Source organism: Pseudomonas allii (genome assembly GCF_055380095.1).
On record NZ_AP039450.1, the window covers coordinates 1,917,975 to 1,934,370 of the forward strand.

The following is a 16,396-nucleotide window of genomic DNA, read 5'->3' on the forward strand; positions in this document are numbered from 1 at the left end:
TCGTCATTGGGGGCTGGAACGCCCGGTCATTTCCCGGGCCATTTCGGTGGCATAGCTGTCGGTCATGCCGGCGATGAAGTCGATCATGCGCAGGAACGAGGCGTGCAAAGGCCATTGGGGGTTCGGCGCGTTGTTACCCAGCAGGTCGAGAATGCGCCGATTCTTGAACGACGGCGTACGCCCGCCATGCTGCTCCAGGGCTGCACCGCAAAAGGCGTTCAGCAGAATTTCCAAGGTGGTGTAGGCGCCGATTTCATGCAATGTCTTGCGCTTGTCCTGGAAGATCTTCTTGCGTGCCATGTCCTTGGCGTCCAGCACGCAACGCTTGGCCGGGCCATGCATGTGCTCCACCAGGTCGCCGGGCAGGGTGCCGGCGAGCAAGGCATCCTGTTGTTCGACAAAGGCCCGCGCGGCGGCGTTGGTCAGGTGTTCGATAGCCTTGCCCCGCAGGATCGCCAACTTGCGCCGCCGGGAGTCCTGCGCGCCGAGTTGACGATAGGTCTGCGGCAGGTCATCGCCGACCAGGTCCAGCAGCAGCGATTCGACCTCGGTGTACTCCAGCAACTCCATTTCCAGGCCGTCTTCCAGGTCGATCAAGGCATAGCAGATGTCATCTGCTGCCTCCATCAGGTACACCAGCGGATGCCGGGCCCAGCGCTGTTCCTCGAGTTGCGGCAGGCCGAGCTTGTGGGCGATCTGCTCGAGGATCGGCAATTCACTCTGGTAACAGCCGAACTTGTGTTTCTTGTAGCCCAGGGAGTCGGCGTGGCGGGCGGTCCAAGGGTATTTCAGGTAAGTGCCCAGGGTGGCGTAGGTCAACCGCGTGCCGCCGTCGAACTGGTGGTACTCAAGTTGGGTGAGCACGCGGAAGCCTTGGGCGTTGCCTTCGAAATTGAGGAAGTCATTACGCTCGGCGCTGCTCATGTCATCCAGCCAACCGCGGCCTGCGGCCTGCTGGAACCAATGGCGGATGGCGTCTTCGCCGGAGTGTCCGAACGGCGGGTTGCCGATGTCATGGGCCAGGCAGGCCGATTGCACCACCATGCCCAGGTCGCTCGGGTCGCACCAGTCGGGCAGGGCGCTGCGCAGGGTTTCGCCGACGCGCATGCCGAGAGAGCGGCCTACGCAGCTGACTTCCAGGGAATGGGTCAGGCGTGTGTGGATGTGGTCGTTGCTGGAGACCGGGTGCACTTGGGTCTTGCGGCCCAGGCGGCGAAATGCGCCGGAGAAGATAATACGGTCATGGTCTTTGTGGAACGGGCTACGGCCCAGTTCTTCCGGGCTGTGCAGCGGTTTACCTAGACGTTCGCGAGTCAGCAGGGTGGGCCAATCCAAGGCGGGTACTCTCCGTGCGGTGAATGACCCTCCCAGCTTCCCGGTTCAGCGCGGGCTGGGCAAGCGAAAATCTACAGCCCGGCCGCGTCGATATCGATTAACAGCAAACGCTGACCGTTATCGAAGAATTGTCCGGCGGTGAGGCAATACTGGTTGGTGGTCGCGTCGCGGTAGGTCGAGGAGAGGGTCAGACGGCGCTCGTCCCACCCCTCGGCCAACAGGTGATAGAAATACGGGCGCCACGACCAGTTATGGCCCAGATAAAGGCTGTCGGCCTGCCAGGCGTCCTGGCGCCATTCGAAGTTGGGCGTCAGCTGGGTGCCGTGTCGGTCGCATTGGTAGAAGCGCAGCAGCCAGGGGAAAGCCGGCAGTTGGGGCAACTGGCTCAGCGGCGCCTGTGCCTGGGCCCAGGTTTGCAGGATTTTCATCAACTCGGCCAATTGCTGGCGCAAGTGCATGATGCGCCCGCGTTCCGCCAGTTTTTGCTGAACGTAGGCCGTGCGCAACTCTGCAAAACGCGGCACGAAGGCGTCGGCGGCAAACCAGTCCAACTGTGCCTGGGCAAACAGATAGCCCTGCACATAACGCGAGCCGCACTCCAGGGCGAAGCTCAACTGTGCTTCGGTTTCCACGCCTTCGGCAATGATCCAGCAGCCGGTTTTCTCGGCCATCTGCGCCAGGGCTCGCACCACTTCGCTGCTCGGCCCGCCGCGGGCGGCTTCCTGGAACAGGCGCATGTCCAGCTTGAGAATGTCTGGTTGCAATGCCAGCACCCGGTCGAGCTGGGAATAGCCGGCGCCGAAGTCATCGATGGCGATACGCGCACCGGCCTCGCGGTAACGCGCGACCACGTCAGCCAGGCGTTGGATGTCGCCACCCAGTTCAGTGATCTCGAACACGATCCGCTGCGGGTCGACACCATGGCTATGAATCTGTTTCAGGCTCGGCAGGGCTTGGCCCGGACGCAGGCGGTTGATCCAGCGCGGCGAGATGTTCAGGCTCAGGAACCAGTCGGCGGGCGCTTCATGCAAGCGGCTCAGGGCATTGTCGCGAATCTGCCGGTCGAGACGGCGCAAGGTCACACCCGGGGTGCGTGGGTCGGCGAACAGCGGCCCCACCGATTGCAGGCGCCCGTCGGCCTGGCGCAGTCGGCCGAGGGCCTCGACGCCGGCGATGCGGCCGGTGGCGGTATCGATAAACGGCTGGAAGCAGGCGAGCGGTTGCCCGTCGATCACGGGGCCTCCTTAAGCGAGGTGGCTGAAAAAAAGGCCCGGCCCTCGAAAACGAGGGCCGGGCCGATTCTGTTAGCAAGAATGCAGCCAGCCAGGCTCAACTTTTGCGCGAAGTGCCCTGCATGGCCAATTTGATCAGCGGGATCAACCCGGCACCCAGACGCACCAGGCGCGTCAGGCTGCTGATACCGCCGCCCTTGGCGCCTTTGCCGGTAAAAAAGCCCATCAGCGTCACCGCAGCCACGCCCCACAGCGGCGCGTGCTTGATGCCCAGGCTGTCTTGCCAGTGACTGCCCAGGTTGCGCACCTTGTTCAACGGCAGCATCAATTGTTGGGACTCGTGGCGGATTTCCTGACGGTGCATTTCCATGCGCAGGCGGATCAACGCCTTGCGCATTTCCCGCCGTGACGTGTTTTTTGGCATTTCAGTCAGGCTCATGGCAGCAAACGCTCCCGATCATTGGCCAGTTCTTCGAGGGTGGCGTGGAACGGCGTGGATTCATCGAACACCGCCGCTTTCAAGCGCACCCCGCAAAAGGCTGCGGCCAGGCTGTAGAACACGCAGAGGCAGATAATCCCGGTCAGGCGGTAGCCGGTGTCCCACACCAGGATCATCACCAGCGTCGACAGCCCCACCAGCAACAGCAGTGCAAACACCAATGCCAGGCCGGCAAACAGCAGCAGGCTGACGGTGCGGGCCTTCTGTTCCTGCAATTCGATGCCAAACAACTCGACGTGGCTGTGCAGCAAGCCCAGCACGGCCGCGCCCAGACGCCTTGAGGTAGTGCCCGTGGACGAGCCAGTTTCGCCGATAGACATGATTTAGCGCCTTGTGGCCAGCAGGCCGATCAGAAAGCCCACGCCGGCGGCAATGCCCACCGACTGCCAAGGGTTGGCTTGAACGTAATCTTCAGTCGCAGTGACCGCCGCCTGGCCACGTTCGCGCAGGGAGTCTTCGGTCAGTTGCAGGGTTTCGCGGGCCTTGAGCAGGCTTTCGTGGATCTTGCTGCGCAGCTCATCGGCCTGGTCACCTGCCAGCACCTTGGTGTCATCCAGCAACTTTTCGGTGTCGCTGACCAGGGTTTGAAAATCCGCCATCAGTATTTCTTGAGCAGTCTTTGCAGTTCTTCTGGCCATGGGTATCTCCGTGATGGGCTGTTTTGTACTAGTGGTTTCGAGTCACCGGCGTCGGTGAAGGTTCAGTGCAATTGTGTGGTACAGCTTTTGCTTTGCCTTGGTGCGCAGGCCTTGGTGCCTGCGCTGAATCCGGGCGGTCGGGCAGGAAGCCTTGAAAAACCTTACCCTAAACAACTGAAACTCGCGGAAAAACCCTGTCGGCAACGACCTGTTGCGTTGATCGCTGCGCTAAATCGGTTCACGCCCTCTGAAGAGGGGGTGGGACCGGTGGTTCCAATATAGTGCGCGCAACCCAGGCATGAACCGTTTTGGTGCTTTTTGCCTTTACTGCAGGCCTGCCAACCTCCATGGAAAATGTGCAAAGTGCGGTGGACACCCTGATCCACAGCTCCAATACCTTGTTTATCCTGATCGGCGCGGTCATGGTCCTGGCCATGCACGCCGGCTTCGCGTTCCTCGAAGTCGGCACGGTGCGCCAGAAGAACCAGGTCAACGCCTTGTCGAAGATCCTCAGCGACTTCGCCATCTCCACACTGGCCTATTTCTTTATAGGCTATTGGATCTCCTACGGGGTGAGCTTCATGCAACCGGCGGCGGTGATCAGCGCCGACCATGGCTACGGCCTGGTGAAGTTCTTCTTCCTGCTGACCTTTGCGGCGGCGATCCCGGCGATCATTTCCGGGGGCATTGCCGAGCGGGCACGGTTTGCGCCGCAGCTTTGCGCGACCGCTTTGATCGTGGCGTTTATCTACCCGTTTTTTGAGGGCATGGTGTGGAACGGCAATTTCGGCCTGCAGGCCTGGCTGCTTGCGACCTTTGGCGCCAGCTTCCATGATTTCGCCGGCTCCGTGGTGGTCCACGCCATGGGCGGCTGGCTGGCGCTGGCGGCGGTGTTGCTGCTGGGCCCGCGCAACGGGCGCTACCGTGAAGGGCGCCTGGTGGCGTTCGCGCCGTCGAGCATTCCGTTCCTGGCGTTGGGGTCGTGGATCCTGATTGTCGGCTGGTTTGGCTTCAACGTGATGAGTGCGCAAACGTTGAATGGCGTCAGTGGCCTGGTGGCGGTCAACTCGCTGATGGCCATGGTTGGCGGCACCGTCGCGGCTTTGATCATCGGCCGCAACGACCCGGGCTTCCTGCATAACGGCCCACTGGCCGGGTTGGTGGCCATTTGTGCGGGTTCCGACTTGATGCACCCGGTGGGCGCACTGGTCACAGGGGCCGTCGCCGGTGGTCTGTTTGTATGGTTCTTTATCGCCGCCCAGGATCGCTGGAAGATCGACGACGTGCTGGGCGTGTGGCCGTTGCATGGTCTGTGTGGGGTGTGGGGCGGCATTGCCTGCGGCATCTTCGGCCAGACGGCACTGGGTGGCCTGGGCGGTGTCAGCCTGGTCAGCCAGTTGATCGGCACCGCCCTTGGCGTGCTGGTCGCGTTGGCCGGCGGCCTGCTGGTGTACGGCGTGATCAAGCGCGTGCACGGACTGCGCCTGAGCCAGGAAGAGGAGTATTACGGCGCGGACCTGTCGATCCACAAGATCGGCGCGGTCAGTCAGGATTGATCGGCTCGTCTGCCTGGCGATAAAAACCGTGCAGCAGGCGGTAGCGGTTGTGTCGCACATCGTCAACCCGCGCCTGCACCTGTTGGTCCGGCAGGCCCAGCAGGATCAGGGCGTGGGAGGCGAGCATCAGGCTTGACTCCAGCAGTTCGGGCACCACTTCGCTGGCGCCTGCGGCCTTCAGTTCAGCCAGTTGGCTGTCATCGCGGGTGCGCACCAGGATCGGCACTTCGGTGTTGATCCGGCGTGCTTCCTTCAACACCACCAGCGCGACATCGGTGTTGTCCACCGCAATCACCACCAACCGCGCGCGTTCCAGGCCCACCGCACTGAGCAAGGCGCCACGCCGGCAATCACCGTAGTGCACGCTGCTGTCTTCGGTGGCGGCTTCCTGTACCCGTTCCGGGTCGTCATCCAGAGCGATGAATGCCTGTTGTTCCTTGCGCAGAAAGCGCCCGATGGATTGGCCGACGCGACCATAGCCGCAGATCACCGCGTGGCCGTGCAGCTCGGCGTTGAGCGCGGTGATCGCTTCCAGTTGTACTTGCTGGTTGGGCTTGCGGTGCAGGCGCAGGGCAATGCCCGGAGCCGCACGCAGCAGCAGTGGTGTCAGTAGCATCGAGCAAAAGGTGGCGGCCAGCAGCAAGCCGTTGAATTCGTCGGGGATCAACCGGCTCTGTTGCATCTGTGCCATCAACGCAAAGCAGAACTCGCCGCCCTGGGCCAGCGCCAGGCCGCTGCGCCAGGCGGTTTCGCTGTCGCTGCCGCGCAGCTTGACCAGCGCGGCGACCACACAGCCCTTGACCAGCATCAGGGTGAGGGTCAGGGCGAGGATCAACAGGCTGTGGCTGACGAACAGTTGCAGGTCGATGAGCATGCCGATACTGACGAAAAACAGCCCCAGCAGGATGTCGCGAAACGGGCGGATATCCGCCTCGATCTGATGGCGGTAGTGGCTTTCTCCCAACAGCATGCCGGCCAGGAACGCGCCGAGGGCAGGGGAGAGCCCCAGCAGGTGCGTGAGCCAGGCGGTCAGCAACACAATCACCAGCGCCAGCAGTACAAACAACTCGGCCGAATGGGAGGCGGCGACTTCATGGAACAAGCGCGGCAACAGCCAGCGGCTGGCGAGCAGCAGGCCGACAAACAACACCACGGTCTTGCCCAGGGTCAGTGGCAGCGCCCAGTACCAGGCTTGTTCGCCGGTGCCGGCAAACACCGGTACCAGGGTCAGCAACAGCACCGCCACCACATCCTGGAACAGCAACACGCCGATCGCGTTCTGGCCGTGGCTGCTGAAGATTTCACCGAGGCTGGTCAACTCCTTGCTGACGATGGCCGTGGATGACAGCGCCAGCCCTGCGCCCAGCAACAACGCGATACCCGGCGCCACCCCCAGGATCATCAACAAGATGCCCAACAGCGCCCCGCAGCCCAACACCTGCAGACTGCCCAGGCCGAACACCACGCGGCGCAGGGCGAGCATCTTGGTCAGGGAAAACTCCAGGCCCAGGGAGAACAGCAGGAACACCACGCCCAGTTCGGCAAGGTCGGGCAACTCTTCGCTGTCATTCACCCAGTCCAGCGCGGTGGGCCCCACGGCCAGGCCGACGCACAGGTAGCCCAGCACGGGCGGCAGTTGCAGCCGGCGAAACAGCGCAATCACCACCAGGGATGAGGCCAGAATGATCAGCAGGTTGGCAAACACACGCATCTCCATTGCAAGGGGGCAGGCAAAAAGCCGCGAGAATCGCTGAAACAGTTATAGGCCATGATGACCTGGGTCAGGGTTTTCAGGGGCTGGTTTCTCGCCACAGGTTTTCGTCAGGCTTAGAATGTTCGCCTACTTTCTGATCAGGTCCATTCGTCATGCTTCCTGAATGCCAGTTGTTCGGCACCCTGGGTTGCCATCTATGTGAAATCGCTGAAGCCGAAATCATGCCGCTCGTCGAACACGGGTTGCTGGTGGAGCTGGTGGATATTGCCGACCCCGACGACCTGACCGAAGCCTACGGCCTGCGGATTCCGGTACTTCGCCGGGTGGACACGGGGGCGGAACTGGATTGGCCATTTGACTCACAACAGGTCGTGGCCTTCCTTCGTTGAGTTTATGCGATGGCAGGTTTCCAAATATTACGTTACTGTATGTTTGTACAGCGATTGAATAGAGGTAACGCCCGTGGTGAATGTTGAACAACTGAAAAGCAGCGTCAATCGCATGTCTGCCGACGTCGTGCGCGACGCGGTGAACGAGCTGCGCCTCGATGGCCTGGTCACGGAAGGCAAGACGCCTTTTAACAAGGTGCATTTCAATACCTGCTTTGCCGAGATCGAGGCGCTGTTCCAGCGCGCCGGTTACCACAAGCAGCTGGATGTGGTGGGTTACCAGGGCTTGTTGTACGCGTTGTACGATCCAGGCCGCTGGGAAGCCGTGGACGTGCTGCGCTGGCTCAAGGAATTCACCGAAGCCGCGAGTGCCTCGCCGATCCTGCGGGCGGAGTTGGCCAAGGCCTGAATCCGCCCTAGGCTCAATCCCGCCCAATGCGGGATAATGCCCGCCGGTTTTCCCAGGCGTTGAGCATTTCATGTCCACTTCCGTTTTTATCGCCTCCGAGCACCAAGCCAGCACCCTGTATTTGCCGCCCGGGCCTTGGGCGACGGTGCTCGATTGCCTGTGCGAGCACTTCCCGGCGATCGGCCGCGAACAGTGGCTCGACCGCTTCGCACGTGGCCGGGTGCTGGACATCAACGGCAGCCCGATCAGCCTGGACTTGGCCTACAAGGAAGGTCTGTGCATCTATTACTTCCGCGAAGTGCCGAACGAGAAGGTCATCCCGGTGCAGGAAACCATCCTGTACGCCGATGAGCACCTGGTGGTCGCCGACAAACCGCACTTCCTGCCCGTGACCCCGGCCGGTGAATACGTCGAGCAAACCCTGCTGCGCCGCTTGATTCGCCAGTTGGATAACCCATCGCTGGTGCCCCTGCACCGCATCGACCGGCACACGGCGGGGCTGGTGCTGTTCGCCGCCAACCCGGCCAGCCGCTCGGCATATCAGCAATTGTTTCCCACACGCCAGATCGACAAGTTCTATGAGGCCATCGCGCCAGCCCTGCCGAACCTGACGTTCCCCCTGGTGCATAAAAGCCGCCTGGTCGATGGCGAGCCGTTCTTTCGCATGCAGGAAGGGCCTGGCGCGAGTAACACCGAAACGGCGGTGGAAGTGCGCGAAAAGAACGGCGATCTATGGCGCTATGGCCTGTTTCCCGTCACCGGCAAGAAGCACCAGTTGCGCGTGCACATGACCGCACTTGGCGCGAGTATCTGCAACGATCCGTTCTACCCGGACGTGATCAAGGACGCCGTGGACGACTACGCCAACCCGCTGAAACTGCTGGCCCAGGGGGTGCGGTTTATCGACCCGGTTACGGGCGAAGAACGCAGTTTCCGCAGCCGAATCACCCTCGACTGGTAACCGCCAGAAACGACAAGGCCCGCGCGAGGCGGGCCTTGGATTAACCGGATAGCTGGGGCTTTCTGATACTGCGTGGTGTCCCGTTCAGGGCGGCTTCGCCACCCAGCGCGGGGCAAGCCCGCTCACTACAGGTCTTTGACGGTGCGAACCTGATCCTTATTGATGCGGGTGCGCTTGCCGTCAAGTTGTTCGAATTCGTAGAAACCCGAATCTTCATTGTATTTCGGGGTGTCGACGGCCTGGATTTCGCGACCGTCATTCAGGGTGATCACTGTCGGCGAGGCGCAACCGGCGAGGGTGGCGAGGCCCAGTGCAAGCATGAGAGCGGCGATGGTCCGTTGAGTCATGAGTTTGTCTCCGAGAGAATACTTTTAAATTGCTGACCTTGTGACGCTCACGGCGTCGACAAAGTTCCGGGTGCGAGGTTCATTCTGACACGCCCGAGCGCGTCTGTAACAGCTCCGGCGTATTAAGGTTGGCCAGGCGCGGGTCATCCGCCGGGCACTCAAGGCCCATGCCGCCCAGTTGCAGGAAGAGCTTGCGCGGGCTGCGCTCACCGGCGTGCCAGGCGCTCTCCACCGCGTCGCGCAGGGCGATGGGGAGGATGCAGATCAGCGGTTCCCAGAACTCACCATGGCGTACCATCACCGGCAATAGTGGGTTGCGATGTGATGTCTCACGCAGGTCGTTGATCAGTCGGGCGTCGATATGCGGTACATCACACGGCAATATCAGCAGGTGCGTGTGGCGCGCGGTGGCGAGTCCTGCACGGATACCGGCAAGTGGGCCGGGAAAGTCCGGGCTGTCGTCGTTGACCAATTGGTCGGCATAGGCGGCGTAGTGCTGCGAGTTGCGGTTACACGAGATGATCAAGTCATCCGTCAATGGCCGCACCAGGCGCTGCAAATGGGCGATCAGGGGCTGGCCGTGCCATTCCAGCAGGCCTTTGTCCTGGCCGCCCATGCGCTGGCCGCGCCCACCGGACAGCAGCAAAACCGAACAGGGCAGGGGCGTTGAATCGATAGGCATGACGGTTCCGCAGCGGCAGCAAAAGGGGGGCCTGTGATATAACATCGGGCTGTTCCTTCGACAACCGGACCGTGCCATGAAAGCCAAGGCAGATGCGCCCTTCGTACCCCTGAATATCGCTGTATTGACCGTCAGCGACACCCGTACCCTCGACACCGATACCTCCGGACAGGTCTTCGTCGACCGCCTCACTGCCGCCGGCCACAACCTGGCTGAACGTGTGCTGCTCAAGGACGATCTCTACAAGATCCGCGCCCAGGTCGCCCACTGGATCGCCGAAGACGTGGTGCAAGTGGTGCTGATCACCGGCGGCACCGGCTTTACCGGCCGTGACAGCACCCCCGAAGCCGTGAGCTGCCTGCTGGACAAGCAGGTCGATGGCTTTGGCGAACTGTTTCGCCAGATATCCGTGGCCGACATCGGCACCTCCACCGTGCAATCCCGCGCCCTGGCCGGCCTGGCCAATGGCACCCTGGTGTGCTGCCTGCCGGGCTCCACCAATGCGGTGCGTACCGGTTGGGACGGCATCCTCGCCGAGCAACTGGACAACCGTCACCGCCCGTGCAACTTCGTCCCGCACCTGAAACAGGCCGAGCCTTGTGAATCCCGTGGGTAAGCCCGGCAAGACCGGCGCCCTGATGCCGGTGGAAGACGCGTTGGCGCAACTGCTGGCCATGGCCGAAGCCGCACCGATCCGTGAGCAGCAAACCTTGCCCCTGGCGGACTGCGACGGGCGTGTATTGGCCCAGGACCTGGTCTCCACCCTCGACCTGCCGCCCTGGCCGAACAGCGCCATGGACGGCTACGCCGTGCGCCTGTCGGATTGGACCGGCGAGCCTCTGGTGGTCAGCCAGCGCATCTTTGCGGGCCAGGCGCCGCAACCCTTGGCTGCGGGCACTTGCGCGCGCATCTTTACCGGCGCGCCGGTGCCCGAAGGCGCCGACTGCGTGGAAATGCAGGAAAACGCCGTGGTCCACGCCGACGAGCGCGTGAGCTTCATCGAGCCCCTGCACCTCGACCAGAACATCCGCCCCCAGGGCCAGGAAACCACCGTTGGCGAGTCGGTCTTGTCGGCAGGTACGCGCCTGGGGCCGATTGAGTTGGGCCTGGCTGCGTCCCTCGGGCGTGACCAACTGGAAGTGATCCGTCGCCCTCGCGTCGCGGTATTGTCCACCGGTGACGAATTGATCGAGCCAGGTGTGCCCTTGGGGCCGGGCCAGATCTACAACAGCAATCGGCGCGTGCTGTGCTCGTGGCTTGCGCGCATGGGCTGTGAAGTGATCGACGCCGGCATCCTGCCCGACGACCTGAAGCAAACCCGCGCACGCCTGGGCGACCTGGGCAGCGTCGACCTGATCCTGTCGACCGGCGGTGTGTCGGTGGGCGAGGCGGATTTCCTCGGCATCGCCCTGCGTGAAGAGGGCGAGCTGGCCCTGTGGAAACTGGCGATCAAACCGGGCAAGCCGCTGACCTTCGGGCACTTCCGTGGCGTGCCGGTGATCGGCTTGCCAGGCAACCCGGCGTCGACGTTGGTGACGTTCGCACTATTGGCGCGCCCTTATCTGCTGCGCCGCCAAGGTGTGCAAGAGGTGGAGCCACTGCGTTTCGAGGTGCCGGTGGGGTTCACCTGGCCAAAGCCGGGTAACCGCCGTGAATACCTGCGCGGGCGCATCGAGCAGGGCAAGGCAATCATCTACCGCAACCAGAGCTCCGGCGTGCTGCGCAGTGCGGCGTGGGCGGAGGGGTTTGTGGAGGTGTTGGAAGGCACGACGCTGGCTATCGGCGATCGGGTCAACTTCATTCCTTTGAGTGAGGTATTTGGCTGACACGTCATTTACCGGCGACGGGGGCATAGTCAAGATAAGTCCTATGAGCCAACCAGGGCGGGCAGGTTAATTTTCTGAGTCCCGGTTACTGGAGGACTGACGATGACTATCCAATCTGCTACATCCGTTAATGGCGTCGCGCAACCTGCTCACGTCGAGTCGGGCTTGCCTACGGCGGCGCCAATCGATTCAAGCACGGCACGCGGGGTTTTGAATCTGTTGATCGACAGGCCGCTTTCCGAAAACACTTATCGCGAGCGGCTTGCCTGCATGATCGCCGACCCGAGTATTACCTCCTGGCAGGCGCTGACGCGTGACCCAGGGCAGTTGCGACGGCTGCAGGACAATGAACGGCTTGGGTGGGCCAATCCGGCTGCGGCTGATAAAAAGCTGCCGACACTGGCGCAGGCCCTGGGCAAGAAAAACGTCTGGCTGCCCGAGATCGAAAGCCTTAATGCCAACATCCTGAAAAACCTGACGGCGCAGGTGGCAGAGAAGTATCTAGCGCAGTTCCAGTCCATTCTCCAAGACCCGGTACCTGCCGTGTCGCAAGATGTCTCGATAGTTCGCGGTGCGCCATCAGCGGGTAAAACCACCTTCCTCACCGGCCAGTTCGCGCTCAACACCGACGTCGTGAAAAACATGATCCAGAACCGTATGCCCGGAACGAGCATGCTGCAGGTGCATGATCAGGCTGCGGCGCTGGTTCAGCAGTTCATAGGTTCCATGGAGAAACACTTGGGGCAGCCACTGACGCGGGATGCGTTGTACCTGTGGCCAAACGATTTCAACCAGAAAATCGCAGATATCGCACGCTTGAGCCCTGTACCCAAACTGAATTTCCACGATATTCAGGTAGACCTCGCGACCTTGTGCTGTCGGATTCTCAAGCGCGGGACCGATGAGGCCGTGATGGACTTCAATGTGCTGAGTCAGTTTTTCAGTGCGGGTCTGGAGCATCGTGGTTCGAGTATCGAGTCGATCAAGAACAACCAGGCCGGGCTCAAGGAGTATTCACTGTCGGCCTGGGACGGCAAGCAGAATGTGCTTGTCGCTCAGCGCACACCGGGCGCGAAAACCTTTGTGATCAAGGATCAGGCCCTGTTCGATAAAGTCACTGCTCGGGATCACCGTTCCATACAGTCAGAAATAGAGCGTGTGCGCAACACCGTCATTGACGTGTCGTTCATCGAGGCCTTCACTGCTCCACTTCCGCCAGCGCAGGCGAGTGCGTTCGGTGCGGCATTGCAGCGGTACGAGGGACAGACGTTCGAGCAGGCGTTGAAACAGCACGCTCAGCGCAAGGCGGTTGCCACGTCGGTAGCGGCCCGTGTGTTGGCCGATGTGATGCCTGGCTGATTCAGTAATCGTCCCCGCGTTCGGTTACGTCCCGCTCCACCGGCCCCGCATTCGGGTCATACCCCACCGGGAACTTGCCCTTCAGCGTCCACGCAAACGCTATGATCTCGGCAATCGTGCGGTACAGCTCCTCGGGAATACTGTCGCCCAGCTCCATCCGTGCCAGCAGCTTGACCAGCTCGGCGTTTTCGTAGATCGGTACTTCGTGTTCCCGCGCCAGCTTGAGGATCGCTTCGGCCAGGGCGTCATCGCCCTTGGCCGTCAGCGTGGGGGCCTGCTGGCCGTCGTACTTGAGGGCAATCGCCTGGCGTGGCGGTGTCGGGTTCTTCATGCGGTTTCATCCACCCAGCGTTGTTCCAGCCCGGTTTTCGGCCCGCGCGGCGGGGTGCCGAGGTGGCAATCGAGGTCGCCGACGTTGATGCCCGAGGTCACCAGGCGTTCGCGCAGGGCGCCCAGGTGACTTTCGATCAGGCTGGCGGTGAAGGGCCGGGAGGCCCACAGCTGGCTGGACAGTTTGCCCTGGCTCAGTTGCGCCTGGACCTGCAATGGCCCCAGCGGCTCCATGTCGAAGGCCAGCTCGACGCGCCAGAGCATCTGTTTGGCGTCCTTCTTGTCCTTGCGTTCGGGCTGGTCCTTGTCCGACGCCGGCTCCTCGCGCTGAAACTTGACCTGCAACGGCACGATGTCCTGCAACGTGCGCATGGGGATTTCCAACTGCCAGGTGGTCTGCAAGCGGCCGTCGGCGGTGGTGCCGGTCTGTTCCAGGCTCGACAGCTGATGGCTTTGCAGCCGTGAAATTGCGCCGGCGGCCAGGCGCAGCAGGTTTTCCAGGTCGCCTTCACCTTCCAGTTTTGCCATCAACCGTTCGGGCAGCGGGAAGCCGGCGGGTAGTTGCCGGGCGCTGACCTGGCCAAGCGTGTTCAGTGGGCTGCGCACGAAGTTGGGCAGCACCTGGGCCAGTGTGTTGGCGGCGAGGATCGCGGTCATGTTGGTGTTGGTGCTGGCCGGCAGGGCGGGCAGCAAGTCCGCGACCAGGCGCAGCAACGCGCCCTTCATATCCAACGGCGGAATTTGCGGGTTCTGCCCGGCGAGCAGCTTGGCCTCAAGGAACGCGCCGCTGTTCTGGATGACTTGCGCCAGTACCTTGGGGTTGCTGACTTGCGCCAGGTCCGGCAAGGCAGCCAACAGGCGGTCGGCGGCAGCACGCAGGTCGGCGGAGGTGCTGTCGCCGCGTGGCAGGTTCTGCAGGGCAGTGAAGACCGCATCGAGCGAACCCTGGCGACTTTGCTGGGTCGACAGTTGCTGGCTGACGGCCAGTTGATCCTTGAGCCCGCTCAACGGCACAAAGCTCAGGGTCTGCGCGTTTTGCACCACGGCGCTGAGCAGGCTGCCGACGCGCAGGGGCTGAGGGCTTTCCACGGTCAGGGTCGCGCCCGCCAGGGCGTTGTTGAGCACGGTGACCAACGAGCGGTAGATCGCTGGCGCCGCGGTGCCCTGGGGCAGCATCTGGGTGGTCAGCACCTTGGCCTGCAACAGTGTGCCCACCGGCATCTGGTTGGTGTCAATGCGGGTGAGGGCGGCGACATTGGCGCTCAAGGCCTGCTGCAGGCTGAGGGTCAGGTTACCCGCAGGCGTCTGGCTCACCGCCACATTGCTGCCCAGCGGCAGCGGCTGCGGGCTGCTGGCCTGCACCAACGTCTGGCGGCCGCCTTCGAGGGTCAATTTGAGCAGCAACTGGAAGGCTTCACCGCCTTGTTTCAGAGCGATGACTTCGGCATTCGCGGTTTTCCCGGGGTCGATCAGGCCGATCTGCGGCTCCAGCAGTTTCAGCAACTCACCGGCTGCGGGCGCAGGGCCAGGCCCGGCTGCAGGGGCGGGTGGAAGCGTAGGAAGGTTGATCTCACCGGTCATCGCGCGCGTCGTCTCTGGGGAAATTGCCCTCTTTAGAGTAGGGCATCACATGTATAATGCCGCCCGTCTGCAAAGAGAGTGGTAAAAACCTCACAACTATTTGATCCAGCTCTCTAAAATCGGTCGCCAAAGCCGTTATTGTGCATTTCTCTTTAACGGCCGCTGCACCGCCGACTTGAACCGTAAAGGCCCGCGATCTTTTGACCAGCCCTCTTCTTGAAGCCGTAGCGCTTGCCTGTGAACGCGACCTGCGCCTGCTGTTCGAGCACCTCGAACTGCGGCTGACGGGCGGCGACATGGTGCAGATCAGCGGCCCCAACGGCAGCGGCAAGACCAGTTTGCTGCGCCTGTTGGCCGGGCTGATGCAGCCGACCGCCGGTGAAGTTCGACTTAACGGCAAGCCCCTCAACGAACAACGCAGCGAACTTGCCCGCAACCTGGTGTGGATCGGCCACGCCGCCGGTATCAAAGACGTGCTCACCGCTGAAGAAAACCTCAGCTGGCTCAGCGCCCTGCATCATCCCGCTTCCCGCGAGGCCATCTGGCAGGCCCTGGCCGCTGTCGGCCTCAAGGGTTTCGAAGACGTTCCCTGCCACACCTTGTCCGCTGGCCAACAGCGCCGCGTGGCCCTGGCGCGTTTGTATCTGCCGGGGCCGCCGCTGTGGATCCTCGACGAACCCTTCACCGCCCTTGATAAACAAGGCGTCGCCCAGTTGGAAGAGCACCTGGCCCAACATTGCGAGCAGGGCGGTCTGGTGGTTCTCACCACTCATCACACCCTCAATCGCGTGCCCGCCGGTTATCGTGACTTGGACCTGGGCCGGTGGTCGGCATGAGCGTCTTCGCCCTGTTGGTCGCCCGCGAAGCGCGGCTGCTCTGCCGTCGTCCGGCCGAACTGGCCAACCCGCTGGTGTTCTTTGCGATTGTCATTGCGCTGTTCCCGTTGGCGGTTGGCCCCGAGACTAAACTGTTGCAAACCTTGTCCCCGGGACTGGTGTGGGTGGCCGCGCTTTTATCGGTCCTGCTCTCGCTGGACGGGCTGTTTCGCAGTGATTTCGAAGACGGCTCCCTCGAACAGTGGGTCCTTTCGCCGCACCCCCTGCCACTTCTGGTACTGGCCAAGGTACTGGCACACTGGGCTTTTTCCGGCCTCGCGCTAGTCTTGCTCTCGCCGCTGCTGGCGATGATGCTCGGGTTGCCCACCGAATGCCTGCCGATCCTGCTGCTGAGCCTGTTGCTCGGCACGCCGGTGCTCAGCCTGTTGGGCGCAGTAGGCGCGGCGTTGACCGTGGGTTTGAAGCGGGGCGGCCTGTTGCTGGCCCTGTTGATTCTGCCTTTGTACATCCCGGTATTGATCCTGGGCAGCGGTGCCTTGCAAGCCGCGCTCATGGGCATGCCGGCGACCGGTTACCTGTTGTGGCTGGGTAGCCTGACCGCCCTGGCGGTCACCCTGACACCCTTTGCTATAGCGGCCGGCCTGAAGATCAGCGTCGGCGAATAATGAGGTCTGACCAAGCGTTATACGTTTAGTCAGTAAA

The 16,396-nt window shown here is 62.3% G+C and carries 19 protein-coding genes; 9 read left to right on the top strand and 10 right to left on the bottom strand.

What is annotated here, in order from left to right:
• Positions 1-3: 3 nt before the first annotated feature.
• From ACZ445_RS08710 to ACZ445_RS08730, 5 genes are all read right to left on the bottom strand, one after another.
• Positions 4-1,335: a deoxyguanosinetriphosphate triphosphohydrolase gene (locus tag ACZ445_RS08710; protein ID WP_058427944.1), complete on the bottom strand. Its 1,332-nt coding sequence runs from the start codon at positions 1,333-1,335 to the stop codon at positions 4-6.
• A 71-nt stretch (positions 1,336-1,406) separates the two neighbouring features.
• Positions 1,407-2,570, bottom strand: a complete 1,164-nt coding sequence (locus tag ACZ445_RS08715) for an EAL domain-containing protein (protein WP_179028842.1) — start codon at positions 2,568-2,570, stop codon at positions 1,407-1,409.
• Positions 2,571-2,664: 94 nt separating this feature from the next.
• Positions 2,665-3,006, bottom strand: a complete 342-nt coding sequence (locus tag ACZ445_RS08720; protein WP_058427942.1) for a hypothetical protein — start codon at positions 3,004-3,006, stop codon at positions 2,665-2,667.
• The gene (locus ACZ445_RS08725) at positions 3,003-3,386 is read right to left on the bottom strand and encodes a phage holin family protein (protein WP_012723020.1); all 384 of its coding nucleotides are present in this window, start codon (positions 3,384-3,386) and stop codon (positions 3,003-3,005) included. Before ACZ445_RS08725 ends, ACZ445_RS08720 begins: the two co-directional genes overlap by 4 nt.
• Before the next feature lie 3 nt (positions 3,387-3,389).
• Entirely contained in the window at positions 3,390-3,704 is a 315-nt protein-coding gene (locus ACZ445_RS08730; RefSeq protein WP_010211812.1) for an ElaB/YgaM/YqjD family protein, read from the bottom strand.
• A gap of 347 nt (positions 3,705-4,051) precedes the next feature.
• Here ACZ445_RS08730 and ACZ445_RS08735 point away from each other — a divergent pair, with 347 nt between their 5' ends.
• Entirely contained in the window at positions 4,052-5,260 is a 1,209-nt protein-coding gene (locus ACZ445_RS08735; RefSeq protein ID WP_058427996.1) for an ammonium transporter, read from the top strand.
• On the opposite strand, the gene ACZ445_RS08740 is transcribed toward ACZ445_RS08735, so the two are convergent.
• Positions 5,247-6,971 (bottom strand): cation:proton antiporter, encoded by a 1,725-nt coding sequence (locus ACZ445_RS08740; protein ID WP_179028843.1) that lies wholly within the window; start codon positions 6,969-6,971, stop codon positions 5,247-5,249. The two genes, ACZ445_RS08735 and ACZ445_RS08740, sit on opposite strands and share 14 nt — an antisense overlap.
• Positions 6,972-7,126: 155 nt before the next feature.
• Between ACZ445_RS08740 and ACZ445_RS08745 the strand changes: the two genes are divergently transcribed.
• The 3 genes from ACZ445_RS08745 (at position 7,127) to ACZ445_RS08755 (ending at position 8,733) form a co-directional block, all read left to right on the top strand.
• On the top strand, positions 7,127-7,363 hold the full coding sequence (locus ACZ445_RS08745; protein WP_058427940.1) for a glutaredoxin family protein: 237 nt from the start codon (positions 7,127-7,129) through the stop codon (positions 7,361-7,363).
• Positions 7,364-7,436: 73 nt separating this feature from the next.
• A complete protein-coding gene (locus tag ACZ445_RS08750; protein ID WP_010565034.1) occupies positions 7,437-7,772 on the top strand; it encodes a hypothetical protein in 336 nt (111 codons plus the stop codon).
• A gap of 70 nt (positions 7,773-7,842) precedes the next feature.
• Entirely contained in the window at positions 7,843-8,733 is an 891-nt protein-coding gene (locus ACZ445_RS08755; protein ID WP_058427939.1) for a pseudouridine synthase, read from the top strand.
• A 125-nt stretch (positions 8,734-8,858) separates the two neighbouring features.
• Here ACZ445_RS08755 and ACZ445_RS08760 read toward each other — a convergent pair whose 3' ends face one another.
• Positions 8,859-9,080: a YgdI/YgdR family lipoprotein gene (locus ACZ445_RS08760; RefSeq protein ID WP_010211805.1), complete on the bottom strand. Its 222-nt coding sequence runs from the start codon at positions 9,078-9,080 to the stop codon at positions 8,859-8,861.
• A 79-nt stretch (positions 9,081-9,159) separates the two neighbouring features.
• A complete protein-coding gene (mobA, locus tag ACZ445_RS08765) occupies positions 9,160-9,762 on the bottom strand; it encodes a molybdenum cofactor guanylyltransferase MobA (protein ID WP_058427938.1) in 603 nt (200 codons plus the stop codon).
• A gap of 76 nt (positions 9,763-9,838) precedes the next feature.
• Between mobA and moaB the strand changes: the two genes are divergently transcribed.
• The 3 genes from moaB to ACZ445_RS08780 all read left to right on the top strand — a co-directional run bounded on the left by moaB (position 9,839) and on the right by ACZ445_RS08780 (position 12,947).
• Positions 9,839-10,378: a molybdenum cofactor biosynthesis protein B gene (gene moaB / locus ACZ445_RS08770; RefSeq protein WP_056857153.1), complete on the top strand. Its 540-nt coding sequence runs from the start codon at positions 9,839-9,841 to the stop codon at positions 10,376-10,378.
• On the top strand, positions 10,362-11,588 hold the full coding sequence (locus ACZ445_RS08775) for a molybdopterin molybdotransferase MoeA (RefSeq protein ID WP_464708214.1): 1,227 nt from the start codon (positions 10,362-10,364) through the stop codon (positions 11,586-11,588). Before moaB ends, ACZ445_RS08775 begins: the two co-directional genes overlap by 17 nt.
• A gap of 102 nt (positions 11,589-11,690) precedes the next feature.
• The gene (locus ACZ445_RS08780) at positions 11,691-12,947 is read left to right on the top strand and encodes a hypothetical protein (RefSeq protein ID WP_058427936.1); all 1,257 of its coding nucleotides are present in this window, start codon (positions 11,691-11,693) and stop codon (positions 12,945-12,947) included.
• Position 12,948: 1 nt separating this feature from the next.
• Here ACZ445_RS08780 and ACZ445_RS08785 read toward each other — a convergent pair whose 3' ends face one another.
• Together ACZ445_RS08785 and fliK are read right to left on the bottom strand one after the other, a co-directional pair.
• A complete protein-coding gene (locus ACZ445_RS08785; protein ID WP_058427935.1) occupies positions 12,949-13,278 on the bottom strand; it encodes an EscU/YscU/HrcU family type III secretion system export apparatus switch protein in 330 nt (109 codons plus the stop codon).
• The gene (gene fliK / locus ACZ445_RS08790) at positions 13,275-14,858 is read right to left on the bottom strand and encodes a flagellar hook-length control protein FliK (RefSeq protein WP_058427934.1); all 1,584 of its coding nucleotides are present in this window, start codon (positions 14,856-14,858) and stop codon (positions 13,275-13,277) included. The genes ACZ445_RS08785 and fliK overlap by 4 nt, the downstream gene beginning before the upstream one ends.
• A 200-nt stretch (positions 14,859-15,058) precedes the next feature.
• On the opposite strand from fliK, the gene ccmA reads away from it, so the two are divergent.
• Both ccmA and ccmB read left to right on the top strand, forming a co-directional pair.
• Entirely contained in the window at positions 15,059-15,694 is a 636-nt protein-coding gene (ccmA, locus tag ACZ445_RS08795; RefSeq protein WP_058427933.1) for a cytochrome c biogenesis heme-transporting ATPase CcmA, read from the top strand.
• Complete coding sequence (gene ccmB, locus ACZ445_RS08800) at positions 15,691-16,359, top strand: heme exporter protein CcmB (RefSeq protein WP_058427932.1); 669 nt, start codon at positions 15,691-15,693, stop codon at positions 16,357-16,359. Before ccmA ends, ccmB begins: the two co-directional genes overlap by 4 nt.
• Positions 16,360-16,396 lie beyond the last annotated feature (37 nt).

Excerpts from the sequence above, each read along its gene's own strand:
- ACZ445_RS08720 (WP_058427942.1), bottom strand. The coding sequence starts at position 3,006 with ATGAGCCTGACTGAAATGCCAAAAAACACGTCACGGCGGGAAATGCGC.
- ACZ445_RS08725 (WP_012723020.1), bottom strand. The coding sequence starts at position 3,386 with ATGTCTATCGGCGAAACTGGCTCGTCCACGGGCACTACCTCAAGGCGT.
- ACZ445_RS08730 (WP_010211812.1), bottom strand. The coding sequence starts at position 3,704 with ATGGCCAGAAGAACTGCAAAGACTGCTCAAGAAATACTGATGGCGGAT.
- ACZ445_RS08735 (WP_058427996.1), top strand. The coding sequence starts at position 4,052 with ATGGAAAATGTGCAAAGTGCGGTGGACACCCTGATCCACAGCTCCAAT.
- ACZ445_RS08740 (WP_179028843.1), bottom strand. The coding sequence starts at position 6,971 with ATGCGTGTGTTTGCCAACCTGCTGATCATTCTGGCCTCATCCCTGGTG.
- ACZ445_RS08745 (WP_058427940.1), top strand. The coding sequence starts at position 7,127 with ATGCTTCCTGAATGCCAGTTGTTCGGCACCCTGGGTTGCCATCTATGT.
- ACZ445_RS08755 (WP_058427939.1), top strand. The coding sequence starts at position 7,843 with ATGTCCACTTCCGTTTTTATCGCCTCCGAGCACCAAGCCAGCACCCTG.
- ACZ445_RS08760 (WP_010211805.1), bottom strand. The coding sequence starts at position 9,080 with ATGACTCAACGGACCATCGCCGCTCTCATGCTTGCACTGGGCCTCGCC.
- mobA (WP_058427938.1), bottom strand. The coding sequence starts at position 9,762 with ATGCCTATCGATTCAACGCCCCTGCCCTGTTCGGTTTTGCTGCTGTCC.
- moaB (WP_056857153.1), top strand. The coding sequence starts at position 9,839 with ATGAAAGCCAAGGCAGATGCGCCCTTCGTACCCCTGAATATCGCTGTA.
- ACZ445_RS08780 (WP_058427936.1), top strand. The coding sequence starts at position 11,691 with ATGACTATCCAATCTGCTACATCCGTTAATGGCGTCGCGCAACCTGCT.
- ACZ445_RS08785 (WP_058427935.1), bottom strand. The coding sequence starts at position 13,278 with ATGAAGAACCCGACACCGCCACGCCAGGCGATTGCCCTCAAGTACGAC.
- fliK (WP_058427934.1), bottom strand. The coding sequence starts at position 14,858 with ATGACCGGTGAGATCAACCTTCCTACGCTTCCACCCGCCCCTGCAGCC.
- ccmB (WP_058427932.1), top strand. The coding sequence starts at position 15,691 with ATGAGCGTCTTCGCCCTGTTGGTCGCCCGCGAAGCGCGGCTGCTCTGC.